This window comes from Endozoicomonas numazuensis (assembly GCF_000722635.1).
GTDB classification, from domain to species: domain Bacteria; phylum Pseudomonadota; class Gammaproteobacteria; order Pseudomonadales; family Endozoicomonadaceae; genus Endozoicomonas_A; species Endozoicomonas_A numazuensis.
The window spans coordinates 576,768-598,360 of sequence record NZ_JOKH01000001.1; the positions used below are offsets into that span (position 1 = coordinate 576,768).

Consider the following 21,593-nt stretch of genomic DNA (forward strand, 5'->3'; position numbering starts at 1 on the left):
CGGATTTCTCTCGGCTTTACCCTCTGCAACGCAACTCCTGCACCCAAGACAGGAGCTGGCATTTAGTAGTGGCCGAAACATAAAAACACAACATCTTGAGTTTTAGTATTTTTTTACTGGTAAGGGCTTTTAATGAACAAAGACATCCTGGTCACCAAGCGCGACGGAGACAAGGAGCAGCTGGATCTGGAAAAGATCCACAAGGTTATCACCTGGGCTGCTGAAGGACTGAACAACGTTTCCGTTTCCGAAGTTGAACTTAAATCACACATTCAGTTCTACGATGGTATACAGACCACGGATATCCATGAAACATTGATCAAGTCAGCCGCTGACCTGATCTCTGAGCAGGCTCCGGATTACCAGTACCTGGCCGCTCGCTTGGCTATTTTCCATCTGCGTAAAAAAGCTTACGGTCAGTTTGAGCCACCCCGGCTCTATGATCATGTCGTCAAGCTGGCTGAAATGAAGAAGTACGACGCTCATCTTCTTCATGATTACAGCCAGGCCGAGTTCGATACCATGAATGGTTTTATCGATCATCATCGCGACATGGACTTCAGCTACGCTGCGGTCAAACAGCTGGAAGGCAAATATCTGGTTCAGAACCGGGTTACCGGGGAGTACTATGAAAGCCCCCAGATGCTGTACATGCTGATCGGTGCCTGCCTGTTTGCCAGCTACCCGAAAGAGACCCGTCTCGATTACATTGAGCGTTTCTACAATGCGGTATCTACCTTTAAGCTCTCTCTGCCAACGCCCATCATGGCCGGGGTGCGTACACCTACCCGCCAGTTCAGCTCTTGTGTATTAATAGAGTGTGGTGACTCACTGGATTCCATCAATGCGACATCCAGCGCCATTGTGAAATACGTTTCCCAGCGTGCCGGTATTGGTATCAATGCCGGCAGTATTCGCGCAATTGGTAGCCCTATCCGTGACGGAGAAGCCTTCCATACGGGCTGCATTCCTTTCTACAAGCATTTCCAGACAGCTGTAAAATCCTGCTCTCAGGGCGGCGTCCGTGGTGGAGCAGCCACTCTGTTCTACCCAATCTGGCACTATGAAGTTGAAAACCTTCTGGTTCTGAAGAATAACCGGGGAGTTGAAGAAAACCGCGTTCGTCACCTCGATTACGGTGTTCAGTTCAACAGACTGATGTACCAGCGCCTCATCACTGGCGGCAACATCTCCCTGTTTTCACCTATCGACGTACCAGGGCTGTACGACGCCTTCTTTGAAGATCAGGAAAAATTCGAAGCGCTGTACACCCAGTACGAACAGGATCCAAACATCCGCAAGAAAACCCTGAAAGCGGTAGAACTGTTCTCTCTGTTTGCTTCCGAGCGTGCCAGCACAGGTCGTATTTACCTGCAAAATGTTGACCACTGCAACACTCATAGCCCGTTCGATCCATCCGTAGCACCGGTGCGTCAGAGCAACCTCTGTCTGGAAATTGCACTACCGACCAAACCTCTCAAGCATGTTCTTGATGAAGAAGGTGAGATCGCGCTGTGCACTCTGGCTGCCTTTAACCTGGGCAAACTGGAAAACCTGGACGAACTGGAAGAGATGAGTAACCTGCTGGTACGAGCTCTGGACAGCTTACTGGATTATCAGGACTACCCACTGCCTGCTGCCTACAACGCTACGATGGCTCGCCGCCCTCTGGGTATCGGTGTCATTAACTTTGCCAACTACCTGGCAAAACACGGTGTTCGTTACTCCGATGGCTCTGCCAATGGCCTGACTCACAAAACGTTTGAAGCTATCCAGTACAACCTGCTGAAAGCGTCCAACCAGCTGGCGAAAGAGAAAGGCACCTGCACCAAATTCCATGAAACTACATACTCTCAAGGTATCTTGCCGGTAGACACCTACAAAAAGGATCTGGACGGGGTATGCTCAGAAGAGCTACACCTGGACTGGGAAGCTCTGCGCAGCGAGATCAAGGAACACGGTCTGCGTAACTCGACACTGACAGCACTGATGCCTTCCGAGACTTCATCACAGATCAGTAATGCCACCAATGGCATTGAGCCCCCTCGTGGCTTTGTCAGCGTCAAGGCTAGCAAAGACGGCATTCTGAAGCAGGTTGTTCCCGACTTTGAAGAACTGCGCAATAATTATGAGCTGCTTTGGGATATCACCAGCAACGATGGTTATCTCCAGTTAGTTGCCATCATGCAGAAGTTTGTTGACCAGACCATTTCGGCCAACACCAACTACGACCCAGCCCGTTTTGAAGGCGGTAAAGTGCCTATGAAACTCCTCCTGAAGGATCTTCTGACTGCTTATAAGCTGGGCGTGAAGACACTTTACTATCACAACACCCGTGATGGAGCGTCTGATGCCCAGGAAGAGGCTGATGACGGTTGTGCAGGCGGCGCTTGCAAAATTTGACGGAAGTCGAAACCGGGGCATCGTAATGGTGTCCCACTTAAACCAGAGTTAATAGCAACTGGACGAGGCCGGCCCCTTCTGGCCCTGAAGCAGAGAAAACATGAGCTACTCGACTTTCAACCAAGAAAAGTTCAATGCCACTCAGGAACCGATGTTTTTTGGTCGTGGCGTTAACGTCTCCCGTTACGACGTTCAAAAACACCCGATCTTTGAAAAACTGATCGAAAAACAGCTTTCATTCTTCTGGCGCCCCGAAGAGGTAGATCTATCTACCGATCGCAGTGACTTTGCTCACCTACCAGAGCATGAAAAGCATATTTTTCTGAGTAACCTCAAATACCAGACCCTGCTGGACTCTGTACAGGGCCGTTCACCCAACGTTGCCCTGCTACCCATCGTTTCCCTGCCCGAGCTGGAAACCTGGATTGAAACATGGGCTTTCAGTGAAACCATTCACTCACGCTCCTATACACATATTATTCGCAACATCATCACAGAACCTTCCGTTGTTTTTGATGACATTGTTAATAATGAAGCCATTGTTAACCGGGCTGCAGACATTACCCGCTACTACGATGACCTGATTGAAGGCATCAGCCAGCTCAACATGCTGGGTGAAGGTACTCATGTGGTCAAAGGTGAAAACCTGCATGTTTCTATCAGGGATCTTAAGCAAAAGCTTTATCTGACCCTGGTATCTGTGAATGTCCTGGAAGCCATTCGCTTCTATGTCAGCTTTGCCTGCAGCTTTGCCTTTGCCGAACGTTCTACCATGGAAGGCAACGCCAAGATCATCAAACTGATTGCCCGTGACGAAGCTCTGCACCTGACCGGAACCCAGCATATGCTGCAGATTATGGCCGAAGGAAAAGACGATCCTGAAATGGCTGAAATTGCAGAGGAACTCAAGACGGAAGCCAGAGAGATCTTTATTGCTGCGGCAGAGCAGGAAAAAGAGTGGGCAGAATATTTGTTCCAGGATGGCTCCATGATTGGTTTGAACAAAGACATTCTCAGCCAGTACGTGGAATACATTACCAATCAGAGAATGGTAGCTCTGGGCTTTAAACCGGCTTTCCCATCCATACAGAACCCTCTTCCCTGGATGAACAGCTGGTTGAACAGTGACCATGTCCAGGTAGCCCCTCAGGAAGTCGAAGTCAGCTCTTACCTGGTTGGACAGATTGATAATGAAGTCCAGACCGACGACTTCAGCAACTTCTCGCTGTAATGCAATAATAATATGGCCAGAACTTCTGGCCATCGGTTAACCAGGAGACCCTCATGGCCAACATCGTCAAGATACTGGATGGCTTCAGTTTTATCCCAAGAAGTGAACTTAATCTTCTGGAAGCCCTTGAGTCACACAAGGTGGACATTGAATACCAGTGTCGTGAGGGATTCTGCGGTAGCTGCCAGGTTCAATTGGTGGCCGGAGAAGTTGAATACTTTGCAGAGCCCATTGCTTTCGTTCCCGAAGGGAAAATTCTGCCCTGCTGCTGTTATGCCAAAAGTGATCTCACCATTGAAATCCCGGGTGGCTGCCATCTCAAAAAAGAGCCCTAAAAAAGAACCAACGCTTTCTTTATTATTCAATAAACCACTTAAACTTTAGTCTTATATAACAAATAAAAATAAAGGCCACTCCACCTTATCAACAATCAGCCTGTTACTCCCTTGAACTAAGACACTCTTCCTCTGTCCAACTGTTTATATATGGCAATGCCCATAGCGAATAAAATGCCCATAGCGAATAAAATGTACTCAGGGAGGAGTCGTTACCATGAAAGGGAGATTCGCATCATTATACAAACGCTTCATGTTATCTGTTTGGGTAGCTGGCGTACTGACAACCTCTGGATTAAGCCAGTGCGTATTCGCTATGGGCAATATTCTCGAGGGCTATCAGGCTGATATAATGGCTCGTGGTTTTCTCAAGGTCGAAGACCCTCTATCTGTTCTTAATCAAAAGATTCCTCAGCCCACAACCAATCTTCCTTACTTTGGACCTTTTGATCCCGAGAAGCTTGATCTTAACAAGGTTCCAGATTCGGACCCTGTTCGACAGTATGTCAGCTCTCCTGACGAAAGAGCTAAAGTTGAGCGTTGGTATCGTGACAACCTCCAATTTATGGAAGAAGAAGTGGCCAGAATGGCTGCTCAAATTAAATTTAATCGTCAGTTGGAAACACTCTACCCCTATGCGTTTGCAAGCTATCTGTCTTATCGATTCAAAGCTCACAGTGATACTGCTGGCGTACAAGAGGCTCTTGCAGATCGCCTCTCCCGAATCCAGTATCGAAATGCGCTCAAAGGAGATGTGCCTGAAAAATGGCTGACGCAGGGGCTGTTTGAAACCAAAAACGATGCGAACCGAATTTATGATCAAAAAGATTCCGGCCTGAAAGCCAGAGTTTTCTTTCATTCATCTCAAAAGAAAATTCTGATTGCCTTTACCGGTACAGAATTTGACTGCCCTAACTCTATAGCAAATGCAGTCTGGACTCATGGTGGCTATGGCTATGGCTATCTCGCCCAGGCCACTTCCTATTTAGCCAGCTTCATTACTGACGGAGGCTACTCTCCTTTTGAAGTCCCTATGTTGAGAAAAGCTCTGGAGCTCACGGTAGATCTGTACGAACGCTATCCAGATCATACATTCGAATTGACTGGCTCTTCTCTGGGGGGAGCCATTGCCCAATACGTCTCCTTCAAAACCCGCTTTAAGGCAGTGGTGTTTAACAGTCTCGCCCTGAACTCAGCCATCTACTGGCAGGTTCAAAATGAAGAGCCCGACCTTAAACCCGAAGAACTGATTACCCATGCTTATCTGAATGGCGAACTCTTGAACGGTTCAATCCAGAGCTACTTTATACAGGGGCCTGCTCACTCAGTATATGCCCAGGGCAGAATGCCTGTTGAAGGACTGGAGATCCCCATACCCTCTTCAGAAAAATCGTTGTATGGAATGGGTCAGTTCTGGTCACGGCACTCGGCTACCGGATTGCTTAAGGCTATAGAAGCTCATATAAAACCAGATCTTCCACCTCTGAAGCCAAAGAAACAAAACGGATAAGCTATATTTCTACCAGTAATTCCTCCCTTACACGCTCACCCAAAAAAGTCAGTGAGAAGGGCTGCTGCCAATAACAATGGATTAATGATCCGAATGATCAAGAACCTTCTCTTCAGCTTCTGTGCAACTTTCTCACTGGTTGCCTGGAGCGAGGTTCATATCCAGAAGTCGTTCACCCTGATAGGCACCAACAAATATCCGGACCACTTCACGCACTTTGCTTATACAAATCCCTATGCACCAAAGGGTGGTCTTTTAAGGCTGGCAAGAACCGGTTCTTTTGATACTCTGAACCCCCTTAGCCATAAAGGAACCGCTCCCGACTACATGTACTATACCTATGGTACATTATTGACCCGCTCAGCCGACGAGCCACACACGCTGTATCCTTTCCTGGCTGAAGCCATAGAATACCCTGATGACTTCAGCTGGGTTGCCTTTCATATCAACCCCAAAGCAACATTCAGTGACCACCATCCAGTCACCTCACAAGATGTTGTATTCACCTTTGAGTTACTGAAAAAGGAAGGCTCACCTTTTCTCAAAAATCTGTATAAAGACATAGTCCGAGTTGAGCAGACCTCTCGCCACCGAGTCATTTTTCATCTGGAGAAACCCAGTAAAAAACAGGTCGCCCTGGTCGGATACATGCGGATTCTCCCGCATCATTACTGGCATACAAGAAACTTTCATGATCGACAGCTGGATAGCCCCGTAACCAGCGGCCCTCTTGTCGTTAAAAATGTAAAAATGGGGCATAACATCACTTTTGAAAGAATCAAAGATTACTGGGCGGAGAACCTGCCCAGTCAAAAAGGACGATATAACTTCGACGAAATCCGAGTGGATTATTACCGTGACCACCAGGCGGTGATCGAAGGTTTCAGAGCAGGGCTGTATGATGTTTATCAGGAAACAGACATTAACAGATGGCGTCAGTCCTTTAACTTTCCTGCGGTAAGAGAAGGACGAGTTCTGAAAAAAGAAGTCGAGACACTCTATCCATCTGGCATGAGTGCCATTGCCTTTAATCTCAGGCGGGAAAAATTCAAAAAACCCGAACTTCGCAAAGCCCTGATCATGGCCTTCGACTTTGAATGGCTAAACAGCAAACTGCTGAATTCTGATTACCAGCGAACACGGAGCTTTTTTTCCAACTCTCCCCTTTCAGCCACCGGTTTACCTGCTAAAGAAGAACTCAAACTGCTCAGACCTTTTCAGGATCAATTACCCAAAGAGCTTTTCGAACAAGCTATCTCACTGCCTGTTTCAGATGGAAGCGGTACAAACAGGGATAATAAAAGGAAAGCATTATCTCTATTTAAAAAAGCAGGATACCAGCTAAAAAATGGCAAGATGATAGAAAAGGATTCAGGCAAACCACTCACCCTCAATCTCATAACTGATGACCCCAAACAAGAACGGTTATTACTTTCCTACAGTAAGAGTCTTGCTGACCTGGGGATAAATCTGAACATACAATCCCTCGACAAGAGCCTGTTCCGAAAGAGAGTCAGAGAATTCGATTTTGAACTGGTGGACTGGTACTTCTGGCAATCCACTTATCCAGGCACCGAGCTTTATCATATGTGGAGCAGTCAAGTTGCGATGGAAAAGCAAAGTGGCAACATTGCCGGTATCAACAACCCAGTGGTTGACTACTTGCTGGCCGAGGCGGCAAAGGCAGACAACTATGAAACATTGACTCCCATTATCAGAGCTTTAGATCGGGTATTGATGTGGGGCCACTATGTCATTCCCAAGTGGCACACTCAAACAACACATCTGGCCTATTGGGATCATCTTGATCACCCATCACAAGACCGACTCTACTGGCTAGACCTGAACAATTGGTGGTACAAGCCGCCTGCCAAAGACAAAAATCAGCCCTGAACCGGGCCTTGCCACTTCCGGATGAATAACTTGCAGAGCACAAACATGAGTTGTTCACACCCGCTTCTGAATACCCCTTTTTTTGTACGTTTCCCAAACCCTTTCAACACCTCTCGTTCTATCTCCCCATTCGGGAGCCCACTGCTATATTTCCACCGTTGTAACAATAAAAAGTGATGTCAAAAGATGAAAACCCTCCCTTTCTGGCTTATCAGCCTTTGTTTTCTGTCTGTTTCAGCAATAAGTCAGGAGCGCCAGCAACTCTTTCAATACTCCACAATCAACAGCCTGCTGGATGGAAACTATGATGGACACTTTTCTCTTAAGAAACTGGCTCGAAAGGGGAATTTTGGTCTGGGCACCTACGACAAACTCAATGGCGAACTGATAGCCGTTGATGGACTGTTCTACCACATTGATGCCGATGGCAAAGCACATCTGGCAACACCGGATATGAAAACCCCTTTTGCCATGGTGAATCATTTCACCACAGAGCTGAGCCAACCATTAAAAGAGAACCTTGAGCTGGAGCAGTTGTACCAATATCTGGATAGCCTCATCACTCGCACAAATCATATCCAGGCGATAAGAATTGATGGCACCTTCAGAAAAATAACCGTCAGCAGCATACCTGCCCAAAGCAAACCTTACCGAAAACTGGCTGAAGTCAACGCCAGAGAGCAGACTTACTTTCACTACAAAAACCTTCAGGGAACACTGGTAGGTTATCGATTCCCCGATTATATGGATAACCTCAATATTCCTGGCTACCACTTTCACTTTATTGACGCCAATCGAAAGTTTGGTGGGCACGTCCTGTCTCTGCTGACAGGGAAAGGTAAAGTTGACATCGACAACCTGCCCCAGTTCAAAATGTTACTCCCTGACGACGAGGCTTTTGCCAAACAGGCATTAAACTTCAACAATCAGGAAATGCTTGAGAAAGCTGAAACCAACCAGAAAAAATGACCATCTCTGGCTGAAACAATCAATCAGTACCAACAAGCCCTTGATTTGGGGTTTTGCATCGGTAGAATACCCGGCAATTTGCCTCAGGAAGCTTGCCACCCGGCACAGGCTTCTTTAACTTAGGCATAATGACTATTGAACGAATACCGCTTTGATCAGTTGAGCCACAAAGCGGTTTCGAGCTATAACAACTACCGCATTGGACACTTGCGAATGACATCTGAGACTGGCTGTTTTGATAGACATGTACGCCTGATCAGGGTGCCAACTGGCATCAGCAGTGATCCGTTTTTCAAAAAAAGCCCCTTGATCAGGGGCTTTTTTTTGGCTTGTGTTTTTACTGACAATGGAAGTGCAGTTTTCCCAGACTCTGCCACCATTTTCATATTCTACGATGAGTCCCATTGCCGACTCATGGTTATTGAGCACCAGCCCCCTATCTTCCACCATTACTCAGAAACAGGTAACTCTTGATGGAAAACCAGCTCTATCTGAGGGACATTATTTCCATAGCAGACCTGAATCGCTCAGACCTTGAACTGATTCTGGACACTGCTGCTCAGCTTAAAACAACGCCACGGCCTGATCTGTTAAAGGGCAAAGTGGTTGCCAGCTGCTTCTTTGAAGCCTCTACCCGCACCCGTCTTTCCTTTGAAACCGCTGTTCAAAGACTGGGGGGCACCCTGATTGGTTTTTCAGATAGCAGCAACACGTCAGCCAAAAAAGGAGAAACACTGGCAGATTCCGTTAAAATCATCAGCTCCTACACCGATGCTTTTGTCATGCGCCACCCGCAAGAAGGCGCTGCACGCCTGGCTTCTGAATTCTCCAACGTTCCTATCATCAACGGGGGCGATGGCGCCAATCAGCACCCGACTCAAACTTTGCTGGATCTGTTCAGTATCAAGGAATGTCAGGGAGCTCTGGATGACCTGACCATCACTTTTGTCGGCGACCTGAAATACGGCAGAACGGTTCACTCACTGGTTCAGGCCATGTCCTTGTTCGGAGCAAAATTCAACTTTATTGCGCCGGATGCTCTCTCGATGCCCGATTACCTGTTGGAAGAGCTGGATGAAAAAGGCATTGAGTACCGCAAAGCTGAGAGCATAGAAGAGGTCGTGCCTGAGTCTGACATCATCTACATGACCCGGGTTCAAAAAGAACGCTTTGACGAAACCGAATATAAACACATGGCCTCTAAATATATTCTGGGAGTTGAAAGCCTGAAAGAAGCGAGGAAAAACCTCAAGATTCTTCACCCTCTGCCCCGAGTCGACGAGATTGAAGTGGCAGTGGACAACACGCCCCACGCTTACTATTTCCAGCAGGCAGAAAATGGGGTTTATGCTCGTCAGGCTCTACTGGCTCTGGTTTTAAATGAAAGCATCTGAGGAAGACACAACAATGACTAACAAGCTTCAGGTTGAGGCCATCCGCAAAGGCACCGTCATTGACCACATCCCTGCTGGTCAGGGTGTTAAAATCCTGGATCGTCTGCACCTGCTGGACTCCGATGTCAGTATCACGGTGGGTTTCAACCTGCCCAGCAAGGCTCAGGGACGTAAGGATATTATCAAAGTCACTGACCTCAAGTTTACAGAGCAGGAAGCCAACCAGCTGGCCCTTTTTGCTCAAGGCGCCACCATTAATGTCATCGACGAATACAGCGTCGTCGACAAGTTCAACATGACGGTGCCTGAAACACTGAGAGGGGCTTTTCCCTGCCCGAACTCAAACTGCATTACTCACAACGAACCTGTGAGCAGTTATTTCTACCTGAGGGAACAAAACGACGATATACGTCTGAAGTGTCATTACTGCGAAAAGTCATTCAGTAAAGATATCGTTTCCGAACTCTGATGACAGGTAAGGTTCTGACCCATTCAACGGGTCAGAACCTTTAATCATTGAGCTTTCAAAAGAACCGCGCCTTCATAGCCGGCCATGGAGATTGAACTGACAGGCTCTCCCAAGCGGCCATCAAAATACACTCTTCTATAAAGACCTGGCAGCTGAACGACCGACGAATAACTCTGTTGAAACTCAGCATTATGTCCAAAGAAATCTGTTCTGTAGAGCACCAGACCTTTGCTGTACTCTCTGGCCAGAATCATTTCAGCAGGCCCCCCAGGTACAATCTCCCGGCTACTCCTTTGCAGATAAAACAAATTTGATGGCTCAATATCCAACAGCCCACCGGGGAAATAGTTGCTAACCAGTTGAGTCTGGTTGGAATACCCGACGATGGCATAGTCCGTCACTTCATTTTTCGCCATATAGGCGACAGGTTCACGATTTCCTGGCAGAGTGCTGACAGGGACTCCTATATCCACAGAGAGCATGGCTTCAGGCAAGTACGCCATGTTTTTCGGAATACCTGCCTGATAGTAATTGGTTGAGCGGGTATTTTTACTGCCATAACTGAATATACGATTCCAGACGTGCAGGTAGGTTTTTCCCGGAACATTCAGCAGGTAATACTGAGCGAGAGAAGATTCTATATCTTTCTCCCAGTTCTCACGGGTATTCCCCAGCCTGTGAACCCTGCCACCTTCATTGATCATGGCGGCCAGAATGGACCAACGGTCTTGTCTGGAAAGGGCAAATGTGTCCCAGGCCTTACTGAGCCCAAACCAGCCACTGAACCCCAGGCTTGGTCGAATCAAACCTTCTCGTAAAAATATACTGAATGAAGGAATAAAAGCACTGGCACCCTCTGCAGACCAGAGGTTCACCATCGAAATATTCGCACCAATAAAACTGCCCGAGTTAATCCTGATGGTTTCCAGTGTCTTGATGAAAGACTCTTGATAAAGAGCCTGAGCCTGAGGAGAGTTCACCGTATGAGGCATCTCTCTCAAACGGCCTCCTGAATGAGGGAAAAACTCATTATTCAACAACCTGAAAAGATCATCGTTGTATGCACCGTTAAGCTTCAGCTCTCCCCAACTTTGTTTGTAATAATCTCCCAACAAATCGGCCAGGAGTGGGTTTTGCAAGTTAGGCCGTATCCAGGAAGAACGTGAACTCCACATTTTTCCCAAGGGCACAACCCGGGATTCCCACTCAAAACGCGCACTGGCAAAGGCATTGCTTCTCTGACCAAATTCAACATCATCAATATAACCGTCGCCATTGAGATCGTTGGCTGGATCCCAGCCAGGAATTCGCCTGACAGAAACCTGCTGACCTTTCGGATTGAATGCCTTGTAGTTCGAGTTAATGGAACTGACGGGGACGCTATACACCTCTGGCATCCAGTCTTTGACCCGAATATTCGCTAATCTGGGCGGTGTACCTGTCCCCTCTTTCCAAAGTAAACGAACCAGATAATAACGACCTTCATTAATCAGCATTCTTTTTCCGAAGTAAGGACCTCCACCGTACGTCTTGCCCGAACCATCATGGGTGGCAGCTCTTTTCCAGTCGGCAGGGGGTGTCCAGCTGATAACACCACTTCGACGCAGGTTATCAGTGCCATCTTTGACAACCATCTGGCTCCAGCCACTGACCAGTCCACCCGACATTGAGGACGGGTATTCTACAACCAGCTCCCCGGAGCCTGAGACGGAAGACAGATCCAGCTCAAGTTGATCAAACTTCTCAAATAAATAGACATAAAGCCCCCCACCGGTTGCAGAATGCTTCCATACCGGTTTGTCATAAGGGGGCTTTTGATAGATAAGAAATCCTGCATGGTCAGGCTGAACAGTCCAGCCGACAATACTGGGGATCCTGCCAAAAGGCGTTTTACTGCCATCAGCAGGGTCTTCAATCAACAAGTCCGTGTCTTCTGAGAAATGTAAAAAAAGTGATTCATAAGACTCTCGACGACTCTCTGTGCGAGCCCTGAGATACATTTCCAAATCGGTAGGAGAAAACTCCAGCTTCTGGTTGTACATATAACCCAGAGAGTAAGGTCCGTTGCTCTCACCTTCCCCAGCACCCAAAACCAGATCAGCCCTCTGCTGCTCCCAAATTTTTACTGACTCGCCGGTGGGAAAGCGTTTCAGCCACTCACTCTGTTCTGGCGCCTCATGATTACCCGGCAGAATCCAGGCAACCCCTGCCGATGGATAGAATCGACCCGCCAGAGCCTCCAAAGTAAATAAGCCTGCCAGCAGTAGCATCCATGCATTCTTAAACACTGTTTTTACCTGTTGCGATAAACCTGGTCCACCCAGATGGGCACCTGATTATCATGTGTTCGGCCATCACTGACAGCTCATAAGGAACCATCTCCCTGTGACCTATGTCTAATGGCTGCATTACGTGATTTTTAGTATATTTAGAACTGTTTCTCATGAAAAAGAGACCATTTGACCACACTTACCGGATTTTCATGACTAACAGAGTCCACAGCATCTGATCAGTGAGGTTGCCGATGGAATTAGCACCAGCGCAATGCATTATGAGCCTGATGACTCAGGGACCCGAAAAGAGCCCGGAGCCGGATACGCTGGCCGCCAGAAACCAGAAGTTTGCTGAAGAAGCGAGTTTTTTCTTCACTTTCTTCAAAAATCGCCTCCTCAGACCTATGCCAGATCAGCCATTAATGCTGATGCTGTACAAATCAAAACTGCGTAGAAAACAAAGAAAGGTCAGTAAAAAAGACAAGCTCGACAACCTCTATATGCGCAAGAGAAAGAGTGAAGCGCAGGAAAACCAGTCTGATAGCGACACGGATGAGCAATCAGTTTAGCAATCAACCGCCAGATACCTTAGAATCCTCGTGATATGCCGCAGCCTTGTGAATCCGGTTTCCTGCGGCGCATTACTGCTGAACAGGAGCCTGACCGGGAACAGGCTGGTTCCTGAAGGCCAACCTCTCTTTCTGTTTGCCCAATTTTTACTGTAAGGGCGGAGATACCGGTCATCAGCAGACTACATCCCCGGTTCCGAGATACTCTCAGGACAAGTCAGCCAATCGTTGGAGACCGGGATACCGATACCGTATTGGAACGAGATTAAAGCATTGAGTGGATTACTAGGTCTGTTCAGAAAGAAAAAAGAGCCTTCAGCAGGTGGACAAAAGTCCTCCCCGACGCCTGAAAGCTCTTCCCGCAAGTCTCAGGGGGGGAAGAAAAACACCCAATCCTCCAGAGGCAACTCCAAAAACCCCAAATCCCAGAACACAGCTCGCCGAAACCACCCCCGCAGCTCTCATCGCTCTACCCATAAAAAGCCTGAGCCCTCCTGGGATATCAGCCAGTTCCAGGTAGAACCAGAGCAGGGTAAAACCCGCTTTCATGACTTCGAGCTGCCTGACCCACTGATGAGAGCTATTCAGGAACTTGGATTCAAATACTGCACACCGATTCAAGCCGAAGTACTGGGTAGTACGCTGGCTGGACGAGATGCCATTGGTAAAGCCCAAACCGGCACCGGTAAAACAGCTGCTTTTCTGGTCAGTACGATCAAACAGCTGATTGATATCCCTCCGCCGGATCAACGCTACCTTGGGGAGCCTCGTGCCGTCATCATTGCCCCCACCCGGGAGCTGGCTCTACAAATTGGTCAGGACGCTGAAGGTCTGACTAAACATCTGCCGCTGAATGTACTGACAGTTGTCGGCGGCATGGACTACGACAAACAGCGAAGTCGCATGAGCAGTGGCTTTGTCGACATTCTTGTGGCCACACCTGGCAGACTGCTGGATTACTGCGAACGTAAAGACCTTCATCTCGATCTAATAGAAACACTGATCATAGATGAAGCGGATCGCATGCTGGATATGGGCTTTATTCCACAGGTTCGTCGCATTATTCGCATGACACCTCGTCCTGGCGATCGTCAAACCCTTTTGTTCTCCGCCACCTTCACCGAAGAGGTTTTGAGGTTGGGTGAGCAATGGACCTGGAAACCTGTCAAAGTTGAAATTGAGCCTGATAGTGTCGCAACAGAGACAGTTGATCAGAAGGTTTATATTGTTACCAATGAGCAGAAAGTCCCTCTTTTGATCAACCTGATCAATCAGAACAACCTTGAACGGGTTATCGTATTCACCAACCGCAGAGACGAAACCCGTCGATTGACTGAAAAGCTGCAAAAGAAAGGACTTAAGGCCGATCAGATTTCTGGTGAAGTTCCACAGAAGAAACGCCTCAAGACTCTGGATAACTTCAAGAATGGCAGGCTGACGGTTCTGGTCGCCACGGATGTAGCCGGACGTGGTATTCATATTGAAGGGATCAGCCACGTGATTAACTACAACCTGCCAGAAGATCCGGAAGATTATGTTCACCGCATTGGCCGGACAGGACGAGCAGGCGCCACGGGCACCAGTATCAGTTTCGCCTGTGAAGAAGACTCATTCCTGATCCCTGATCTGGAAGAAATGCTGGGTGCCAAACTCAATCTGGAATACCCACCTGAAGAACTGCTGAAGTAACCAGACCTTCCCTCTCGACAGCGAATTTTTGTATGAAGATTCGCTGTCGACGACGGCTTGAGATTTAATAAAAAAGTTATATAAAAGAAAAAATTAGAACCTTTTAAGTTCTTTTTTTAGCAGAAATAGAAATGTAATCCTCTAAGTTTAGAATTATTCCGTCCTTATTAAAATAACTAATTCGGTATTTTGAATTTTTTATTTCTGTTAGCAATTTAAACTTGCTGACTGGCCTCTTTTCGATAAAAATCAAATATGAGAGATCCAAAAAAACGGACGAGGAAGACGCCTATGGGAAATGCCTTGGAAGCCAGGCCGATCATCTCAACACAAACTACAACCTACATACTCGACAGTAATGTTCTGATACACGACCCCAACTCGATCCTCAATTTTGAAGAGCACCAGGTGCTCATCCCCATGACCGTTCTGGAGGAACTGGACAAGCTTAAGAACGGAAAGCAAACCATTGCTGCTGACTGCCGACAGGCCATCAGACTGATTGATCAAATACTGGGCACTGCCTCACCCGCAGAGATCGAAGCAGGCGTTCCTATCAGACGTGGTAATAAGTCAGAGCCTCAGGGTACTCTCTCAATCCTGAGCTCTCATCACGTTGAAAATATCACCACTCTGCCCACCAGCAATAACGATAACCGTATCATTAACGATATCTGCCATTTCCAGGAAACTCATCCGGGTGCACCGGTTATCCTGGTCACCAAAGATATCAATATGCGCCTCAAAGCCAGAGGATGCGGAATTCCAACGGAGGATTACCACAGCGACCAGCTGGTTTCCGATATTGGTCTACTCAATAAAGGTTACCGACTGTTTGAAGGCAACTTCTGGGATAGAGTTTCTCAGGTTCAGACAGAACAACTGGAAGGTGTTACCTTCCATAGATTGCTGAAAGAAGAACTCGGCGATGATATCTATCTGAACCAGTTCTTTCTGGACGACACCGGGTTTGTAGCCAGAGTCAATGCTATCACTCAGGATGAAGTTCAGTTACAGCATTACTGTCGTGAATCATTAATGAGCCAGGAAGCCTGGGGTCTTCAGCCTCTTGATATCTATCAAGCCATGGCTTTGAATCTTCTGCTGGATCCTGATATTCATCTGGTCAATCTGACCGGTGCTGCGGGTTCAGGTAAAACGATTCTCGCTCTGGCTGCAGCTATTGAGATGACGGTAGCCACCAAGCAATTCCGTCGAATCATTGCTACCCGCTCAACCCGGGGGCTGGATGAAGACATTGGTTATTTACCTGGTACGGAAGCGGAGAAAATGGAGCCTTGGCTGGGCGCCATTACCGATAACCTCGAAGCTCTGCATTGTGACGATGAATCCACCAACAGCAGTGTGGACTACATCCTCAAGCAGGTTCCCCTCCACTTCAAATCCCTGAACTATATCCGGGGCCGAAGCTTTCAGCAGAGTCTGATCATTATTGATGAGTGTCAGAACCTGACGCCACACCAGATAAAAACAATAATCACCCGTGCGGGTTCCGGCAGTAAGGTGATCTGTTTGGGCAACCTGGCCCAGATTGACACGCCTTACCTGGCACCCACCAGTTCAGGTCTGACTTATATGACCGAGCGGTTCAAGAATTTCCCACACGGTGGAGCCATACAACTACAGGGAGTCCCACGCTCACCACTGGCCGCTTACGCTGAAGAAAACCTTTAACTTTCATTGTCCGTTGAGGGATAGCCAGACTTTTTAGTCTGGCTATCTAATGCCTATAGTAAAATAAAATACAGGCAACAGAAATTAATCATTAACTTTCCTGCGCAACACCCCCTATCCTGAGTTCTATCGACCTGCATCAACTCAGCAGGTATCTCACTGGAATACAGTAGAGTAACTATACCCATTGGATTTCAAGATGCTACCAGGCGACAAGTGAGCGAAGCCCTGTGAGCCTACAAGTAGTAGGTGATCAGGGTGAGCGAACGCTGGCAACAACGTAGCATCTTGAAAGGCGATGGGTATATCCGCTTCCCGGCGTTACTCAACGATAAGGAGCAGGCACCATGTTTTCTAATAAACTAAATCTTGACGATTTCATGCTAGGGCTGGCCAAGCGCAATCCACACGAACCTGAGTTCTATCAGGCAGTTTATGAGGTGGCACAGAGTGTTATTCCCTATATCAATCACCACCCGGAATATATTGATGCCCGTATCCTGGAAAGGATGACGGAGCCAGACCGAATTATCAGTTTCAGAGTTTGCTGGGAAGACGACGAAGGGCACATAAGAGTCAATCGTGGATACAGAGTTCAATTCAACAATGCTATTGGTCCCTATAAAGGTGGACTTCGCTTTACCAGCCACCTCACTCTGGACACATTAAAATTTCTGGGCTTTGAACAAACCTTCAAAAACAGCCTGACCACTCTGCCACTGGGCGCAGCAAAAGGCGGCTCCGACTTTAACCCTAAGGGGAAAAGTGATCGGGAAGTCATGCGTTTCTGCCAGTCCTTCATGTCCGAACTACACAAACATATTGGTGTGTACACCGATATTCCCGCCGGCGACATTGGCGTCGGAGGCCGTGAAATCAGCTATTTATTTGGACAATACAAACGGCTGGAGAATCAATTCCAGGGGGTTCTGACGGGTAAAGGGCTGGAATACGGTGGCAGTCTTATCCGCAAGGAAGCCACTGGCTTTGGCACCACCTACTTCATGGAAGAGATACTGAAAGAACATGGCAGCTCTCTGGAAGGAAAAAAGTGTGTTATTTCAGGTTCCGGTAATGTCGCGCTTTATACAGCAGAAAAAGTCATGCAACTGGGCGGCCATGTACTCGCCATGTCTGACTCGTCTGGCACAATTCATATACCTGACGGCATCAGCCGGGAACAACTGGACTGGTTGATCGACCTGAAAGAAAACCGTCGGGGCAGAATTCAGGAATTTGCTGAACATTTTCAATGTGAGTTTTTACCAGATACAAAAGTCTGGGGCATTCCTTGTCAGATTGCCTTTGCTTGTGCGACACAAAATGAGCTGGAGAAATCCGACGCTCAACAGCTCATCAAAAATGGCTGTATCGCGGTGGCCGAAGGTGCCAACATGCCCTCCACTCTGGAAGCCGTTCACCTCTTCAAGAAGAACAATATTTTATTTGCTCCAGCCAAAGCCGCAAATGCCGGAGGCGTTGCTGTTTCTGGTCTGGAAATGACTCAAAACAGTATGAGGTTGTCCTGGTCGATGGAAGAACTTGAAGATCGCCTGAAAACAATCATGCAGAAAATACACAGCCAGTGCATCAAGTACGGTCGAGGTGAAGGTGAAACCATCGACTATGTTAGGGGAGCCAACATAGCCGGTTTCAAGAAAGTGGCTGATGCCATGCTGGCTTATGGGGTCGTGTAATTATTTTTTACTCAAGCTACCCCATAATATAACTGCCTTATTTGACCAGTCCCCGTTCGGGCTGAGCCTGTCGAAGCCCAGAGCCACCACCCTTCGACAGGCTCAGGGTGAACGGAGTTCATGTTTTAATCGGGAAGTTATTTCAAGACAAATCCTTACGGGATAGCTTTATTTACAGAAGCAACCTTTTGGATAAATGCTCTTATAGAAGGATAAAAATTTGGAGACTCATCCAGATTATTGTGGTCATAACCTGTAAGAACCTTCGTATCTGATGAACCTTGCCAGACTTGAGACAATTTGTGTCCATGGGATGGAGGAATAATCTGATCCAATGATGCAATGAGAAATAATGCTGGAGTATTTAACTGACCAGCTCGCTGTAAACTTTCAAATGGGTGTTTCAATATCCATCGAACTGGTAACCATGGAAAATGATGGCTAACAACAGCTCGCAGGCTGTCGTAAGGAGTTACTAGAACCACGCCAAAAAGTGATTGATTATTGAGCTTAACTTGTTGGGTCAGCTGAACTGCCACTCCACTTCCAAGACTTCGCCCCATCAGCAAAATTCTTTCTGGAGAAACTTCTTTTTCTTTGATGAGATACTCATATTGAGCCCAAGCATCTGCAACCAAGCTTTCTTCTGAAGGAGAACCATTACTGCTTCCGTACCCTCGATAGTTGAAAGCATAAAACTCCGACACTCCCAACTCTTTAGATAAGTAAAGCATTGTGGAAACGTCTTCTGCATTGCCTCCAAAGTAAAGTACTACAACGCCATTGGACTTATCAGTAAATTGCCGCCTGAAACCACTCAGAACAACATCTCCACGCTCAAGATTGATAGATGTATGCTCAACGCCCTTGAGTATATGGTGATCATTCGTTGCACCTGGGAAAATAAAACCATTCTGTTGTATAAAGAAAAACAGACAAACACATAGATATATCCCAAACACCACTAAAGTGATCAGTCCGAGGACACTACTCATCAGTACAATTCCAGCTTTGTAACCATTGATCAGGATCACTGTTAATCGGAACAGGACTGACACAAATGCAGACCAGATCTTCAACCAGCCCAACAGCTAGCAAATCTCCTGACTTTGCATCACCCAGCTCAAACTTTGGCAACACTAGTTTTACTGTTTCATACTGGCCATTTTTTACTACACCCTTCAATACTACTGGTTCAGGAAAACCTTGAGCTAAAGATGGGGATTTCTTCAGCCCAAACAGACCGCTTTTTGAGGTAACTTCAGTAACTTCAACTATAAGTTTTTTCTGAATATCTCTCTCCGCTGGCCACTCCCAACGCAACTCTGTTTCACCTGCCATAGCACACCCTCCCAAAACCATAGATAAAAGTACTAAAATATAAATAAACCTGTGCTGCATAATGCCCTACACCTCGCTCACAGGTAAAACTTGCAGTTTGAAACGCAAATCCGCTGTTCTCCGCACGCCTATATGTCCAGTAACAAATTGAACATCCCTATTCGTTTCTTTGCTGAGCTGCTTGAAAAGATTATTGGGTGTATCCAAACCAGGAATGCTCTTTGACAAGATATTTGACGCAACAAAAACTTCCGATGCGTGAGACGAGCAATTTCCGCCCAGAAGATTGAAAGAGCCCGGGTTCAGTTTCAACTGTTGCCAGAACTTATCAAACAGTTCTCCTTCATCATGCGTGACTCGTAAAGAAATCAAACAGGATATGACATTAAGTTGTTTAGCCATATTCGCATCGACATAATAAGGACGGATTTTTTGCATCCCATCGAAATTTGCTACCATTCCCTTCATCCGACATTCACCACCCCGAATTAGGAATAAATTTCTTGGTACGTTGACCCCAAGACAAGGACTATTGTCGTCATACTCTCCGAGAGACCGATTACATGTTTCTCCGTCCCGTTGACCGTTAACACATGGACACCCGAAAAACAGAAGAAAACCCACCTGCCTGTAGGGTTCTGGGCTGGCTTTTTCTTCATGTCAGGAAACGTCCGACTTTGCCTTTTCAGCTCATGACGAATCCGGTGCTGGATAGCAGCATAGACCATCAGGCAAAGCGTCATCACCATTAATAAAGCCTCAATGCGTTCCGGCTTCTTCAGATACAAAGACGACACCAGAAAGTCCGGGCTTTTCAGAAAACGGAAGCCCCTTTCAACCTGTTGCTGAGATTTGTAAGTCCTGAGCAGTTCTGCGGTGGTCAGTCTGCCTGTATCAGTGTCGTTCGTAGCGAGAACAAAGCAACCCAGCGATGCCTCAGCATCCCGTCGGGTTTGCACAGTGACCGAGCAACACCCTGTCACGAAGTACTCCAGATGATCCGGCTCTGCCCCGTGAGCGGGACGACCTTTGGTCTTGTAACAGGGCTTTGAAATAATCTGTGGCTCAGCCTGACAGAGTTCAGATTGCTTTTGCCACTGCTTGAAGGCTTCAAGGGCGTCCTTCTCGCACCGGAACGCTTTTTTGCCCAGTTTTTCCAGTTTCTTGCACTCTGCCAGAGATTTTTTCTGCATACGTCTTGTCAGTGTCTTCTGTTCAGTTTTCCGGCTTTGCTTGTTGCGGAATAAAACCCAGCGTTGTTCTACGCCAGCATAATCAGACGACACCTTTATGGCTTCGTAATGCTCAAAACCTTCCACAGCCTTCATAGTGCGTGTTGGCGCACTCTGCACCAGCTCTTTGGCGGCGGCGATATTGAGGGGAACACGGGAAATGAACCACTGCCCTTGTTGATCCAGTTTTTGAAGCGTTTCTGCTACATACAACGCAGCATCAGCAACGAAGTAACGGGCTTCCAGTGCGGCCTTGAAACTCTTCAGGTGCTGGGATACGACCCACTGAAAACTCGTCTTGTCGGTCACATTGCCGCTGGCAGCGGCAATAAACATGGGAATGCCCGCTTTGTTTTCGGTCATCAGAAGCAAAATGGCCTGGTTCAGGTCTGGCCGATGGTCACGGCTGTAGCCTTTGCAAATCCTGATGCAATTAAGGTCTTCGTCGCTCTCCTCGCTGTCGCTATTATAACGACCATCGACGTGTAGGCTTGTACCGTCAAGGTTTAACGCCTCGCATGGCAGCTTGAGGTGCTTTGCTACCTTGATAGCCAGCTCGAAATAGACTTTACTGACATCCAGGTTGAACATCTCATCCAGTGCTCTTCCGAGCACTTTGTCGTTTAAGTGCTCAGGTTCGACTCCCTCCCTGATCAGCTTGTCGAGGGGTTTGTTGTCGAAAAACTGCGGAAACATATGGAGAGATTGCCCAACGAACCCCAAGCCATTGAGAATCATGGCGAGAATGCACTCACCATGAGAAACCTTCCACTCGTCGGACTGCTTTGGGGCACGCTGGTCAATGTGTTCGACGATCCCAAGCTCTTTGCACATTCCTGCGACTAAGCCGAGGTGATCCATGACCTGAGTGCGGTACTGAACAGGAGGCATAA

General features: G+C 47.4%; 18 protein-coding genes. 12 read left to right on the forward strand and 6 right to left on the reverse strand.

Features of this window, described 5'->3' with window-relative positions:
• Window positions 1-132 precede the first annotated feature (132 nt).
• The 6 genes from nrdA to budA all read left to right on the forward strand — a co-directional run bounded on the left by nrdA (window position 133) and on the right by budA (window position 8,341).
• The gene (gene nrdA, locus GZ78_RS02530; protein ID WP_034832535.1) at window positions 133-2,403 is read left to right on the forward strand and encodes a class 1a ribonucleoside-diphosphate reductase subunit alpha; all 2,271 of its coding nucleotides are present in this window, start codon (window positions 133-135) and stop codon (window positions 2,401-2,403) included.
• Window positions 2,404-2,503: 100 nt separating this feature from the next.
• Window positions 2,504-3,634: a class Ia ribonucleoside-diphosphate reductase subunit beta gene (gene nrdB / locus GZ78_RS02535; protein WP_034832536.1), complete on the forward strand. Its 1,131-nt coding sequence runs from the start codon at window positions 2,504-2,506 to the stop codon at window positions 3,632-3,634.
• A gap of 53 nt (window positions 3,635-3,687) precedes the next feature.
• Window positions 3,688-3,969 (forward strand): class I ribonucleotide reductase maintenance protein YfaE, encoded by a 282-nt coding sequence (gene yfaE, locus GZ78_RS02540; protein ID WP_034832538.1) that lies wholly within the window; start codon window positions 3,688-3,690, stop codon window positions 3,967-3,969.
• A gap of 217 nt (window positions 3,970-4,186) precedes the next feature.
• Window positions 4,187-5,479, forward strand: coding sequence for an alpha/beta hydrolase family protein (locus GZ78_RS02545; RefSeq protein ID WP_152558504.1), 1,293 nt, complete (start codon window positions 4,187-4,189; stop codon window positions 5,477-5,479).
• Window positions 5,480-5,572: 93 nt separating this feature from the next.
• Window positions 5,573-7,372 carry an extracellular solute-binding protein gene (locus GZ78_RS02550; protein ID WP_051785749.1) on the forward strand — a complete coding sequence of 600 codons (1,800 nt, stop codon included), beginning with the start codon at window positions 5,573-5,575 and terminating at the stop codon, window positions 7,370-7,372.
• A gap of 186 nt (window positions 7,373-7,558) precedes the next feature.
• On the forward strand, window positions 7,559-8,341 hold the full coding sequence (gene budA, locus GZ78_RS02555) for an acetolactate decarboxylase (RefSeq protein WP_034832550.1): 783 nt from the start codon (window positions 7,559-7,561) through the stop codon (window positions 8,339-8,341).
• 132 nt (window positions 8,342-8,473) lie between these two features.
• On the opposite strand, the gene GZ78_RS02560 is transcribed toward budA, so the two are convergent.
• Window positions 8,474-8,791 carry a hypothetical protein gene (locus tag GZ78_RS02560; RefSeq protein ID WP_034832551.1) on the reverse strand — a complete coding sequence of 106 codons (318 nt, stop codon included), beginning with the start codon at window positions 8,789-8,791 and terminating at the stop codon, window positions 8,474-8,476.
• 23 nt (window positions 8,792-8,814) lie between these two features.
• Between GZ78_RS02560 and pyrB the strand changes: the two genes are divergently transcribed.
• Window positions 8,815-9,735 (forward strand): aspartate carbamoyltransferase, encoded by a 921-nt coding sequence (gene pyrB / locus GZ78_RS02565; protein ID WP_034832553.1) that lies wholly within the window; start codon window positions 8,815-8,817, stop codon window positions 9,733-9,735.
• 13 nt (window positions 9,736-9,748) lie between these two features.
• A complete protein-coding gene (pyrI, locus tag GZ78_RS02570; protein WP_034834040.1) occupies window positions 9,749-10,204 on the forward strand; it encodes an aspartate carbamoyltransferase regulatory subunit in 456 nt (151 codons plus the stop codon).
• Window positions 10,205-10,248: 44 nt separating this feature from the next.
• Here the strand turns inward: pyrI and GZ78_RS02575 are convergent, their stop codons facing one another.
• Window positions 10,249-12,492, reverse strand: a complete 2,244-nt coding sequence (locus GZ78_RS02575) for a hypothetical protein (protein ID WP_152558506.1) — start codon at window positions 12,490-12,492, stop codon at window positions 10,249-10,251.
• A 236-nt stretch (window positions 12,493-12,728) separates the two neighbouring features.
• Here GZ78_RS02575 and GZ78_RS02580 point away from each other — a divergent pair, with 236 nt between their 5' ends.
• The 4 genes from GZ78_RS02580 to gdhA all read left to right on the forward strand — a co-directional run bounded on the left by GZ78_RS02580 (window position 12,729) and on the right by gdhA (window position 18,127).
• On the forward strand, window positions 12,729-13,046 hold the full coding sequence (locus tag GZ78_RS02580) for a hypothetical protein (protein WP_152558507.1): 318 nt from the start codon (window positions 12,729-12,731) through the stop codon (window positions 13,044-13,046).
• Window positions 13,047-13,319: 273 nt separating this feature from the next.
• Window positions 13,320-14,735: an ATP-dependent RNA helicase RhlB gene (gene rhlB / locus GZ78_RS02585; RefSeq protein WP_034832562.1), complete on the forward strand. Its 1,416-nt coding sequence runs from the start codon at window positions 13,320-13,322 to the stop codon at window positions 14,733-14,735.
• A 291-nt stretch (window positions 14,736-15,026) separates the two neighbouring features.
• Window positions 15,027-16,430 (forward strand): PhoH family protein, encoded by a 1,404-nt coding sequence (locus tag GZ78_RS02590; protein ID WP_034832564.1) that lies wholly within the window; start codon window positions 15,027-15,029, stop codon window positions 16,428-16,430.
• A gap of 347 nt (window positions 16,431-16,777) precedes the next feature.
• Window positions 16,778-18,127, forward strand: a complete 1,350-nt coding sequence (gene gdhA, locus GZ78_RS02595) for an NADP-specific glutamate dehydrogenase (protein ID WP_034832566.1) — start codon at window positions 16,778-16,780, stop codon at window positions 18,125-18,127.
• A gap of 155 nt (window positions 18,128-18,282) precedes the next feature.
• Here gdhA and GZ78_RS02600 read toward each other — a convergent pair whose 3' ends face one another.
• The 4 genes from GZ78_RS02600 to GZ78_RS02615 are packed head-to-tail and all read right to left on the reverse strand — an operon-like array spanning window position 18,283 to window position 21,591.
• On the reverse strand, window positions 18,283-19,122 hold the full coding sequence (locus tag GZ78_RS02600; RefSeq protein WP_034832568.1) for an alpha/beta hydrolase: 840 nt from the start codon (window positions 19,120-19,122) through the stop codon (window positions 18,283-18,285).
• A complete protein-coding gene (locus GZ78_RS02605; RefSeq protein WP_152558508.1) occupies window positions 19,115-19,528 on the reverse strand; it encodes a hypothetical protein in 414 nt (137 codons plus the stop codon). Before GZ78_RS02605 ends, GZ78_RS02600 begins: the two co-directional genes overlap by 8 nt.
• 6 nt (window positions 19,529-19,534) lie before the next feature.
• Window positions 19,535-19,936: a hypothetical protein gene (locus GZ78_RS02610; protein ID WP_152558509.1), complete on the reverse strand. Its 402-nt coding sequence runs from the start codon at window positions 19,934-19,936 to the stop codon at window positions 19,535-19,537.
• A gap of 20 nt (window positions 19,937-19,956) precedes the next feature.
• Complete coding sequence (locus GZ78_RS02615; RefSeq protein WP_034832573.1) at window positions 19,957-21,591, reverse strand: IS1634 family transposase; 1,635 nt, start codon at window positions 21,589-21,591, stop codon at window positions 19,957-19,959.
• Between the last annotated feature and the right edge of the window lie 2 nt (window positions 21,592-21,593).

What these genes read in the sequence shown, in the direction of transcription:
- nrdA (WP_034832535.1), top strand. Translation starts at nt 133, where the DNA reads ATGAACAAAGACATCCTGGTCACCAAGCGCGACGGAGACAAGGAGCAG.
- nrdB (WP_034832536.1), top strand. Translation starts at nt 2,504, where the DNA reads ATGAGCTACTCGACTTTCAACCAAGAAAAGTTCAATGCCACTCAGGAA.
- yfaE (WP_034832538.1), top strand. Translation starts at nt 3,688, where the DNA reads ATGGCCAACATCGTCAAGATACTGGATGGCTTCAGTTTTATCCCAAGA.
- GZ78_RS02545 (WP_152558504.1), top strand. Translation starts at nt 4,187, where the DNA reads ATGAAAGGGAGATTCGCATCATTATACAAACGCTTCATGTTATCTGTT.
- GZ78_RS02550 (WP_051785749.1), top strand. Translation starts at nt 5,573, where the DNA reads ATGATCAAGAACCTTCTCTTCAGCTTCTGTGCAACTTTCTCACTGGTT.
- budA (WP_034832550.1), top strand. Translation starts at nt 7,559, where the DNA reads ATGAAAACCCTCCCTTTCTGGCTTATCAGCCTTTGTTTTCTGTCTGTT.
- GZ78_RS02560 (WP_034832551.1), bottom strand. Translation starts at nt 8,791, where the DNA reads ATGGTGGAAGATAGGGGGCTGGTGCTCAATAACCATGAGTCGGCAATG.
- pyrB (WP_034832553.1), top strand. Translation starts at nt 8,815, where the DNA reads ATGGAAAACCAGCTCTATCTGAGGGACATTATTTCCATAGCAGACCTG.
- pyrI (WP_034834040.1), top strand. Translation starts at nt 9,749, where the DNA reads ATGACTAACAAGCTTCAGGTTGAGGCCATCCGCAAAGGCACCGTCATT.
- GZ78_RS02580 (WP_152558507.1), top strand. Translation starts at nt 12,729, where the DNA reads ATGGAATTAGCACCAGCGCAATGCATTATGAGCCTGATGACTCAGGGA.
- GZ78_RS02590 (WP_034832564.1), top strand. Translation starts at nt 15,027, where the DNA reads ATGGGAAATGCCTTGGAAGCCAGGCCGATCATCTCAACACAAACTACA.
- gdhA (WP_034832566.1), top strand. Translation starts at nt 16,778, where the DNA reads ATGTTTTCTAATAAACTAAATCTTGACGATTTCATGCTAGGGCTGGCC.
- GZ78_RS02600 (WP_034832568.1), bottom strand. Translation starts at nt 19,122, where the DNA reads ATGAGTAGTGTCCTCGGACTGATCACTTTAGTGGTGTTTGGGATATAT.
- GZ78_RS02605 (WP_152558508.1), bottom strand. Translation starts at nt 19,528, where the DNA reads ATGCAGCACAGGTTTATTTATATTTTAGTACTTTTATCTATGGTTTTG.
- GZ78_RS02610 (WP_152558509.1), bottom strand. Translation starts at nt 19,936, where the DNA reads ATGAAGGGAATGGTAGCAAATTTCGATGGGATGCAAAAAATCCGTCCT.
- GZ78_RS02615 (WP_034832573.1), bottom strand. Translation starts at nt 21,591, where the DNA reads ATGCCTCCTGTTCAGTACCGCACTCAGGTCATGGATCACCTCGGCTTA.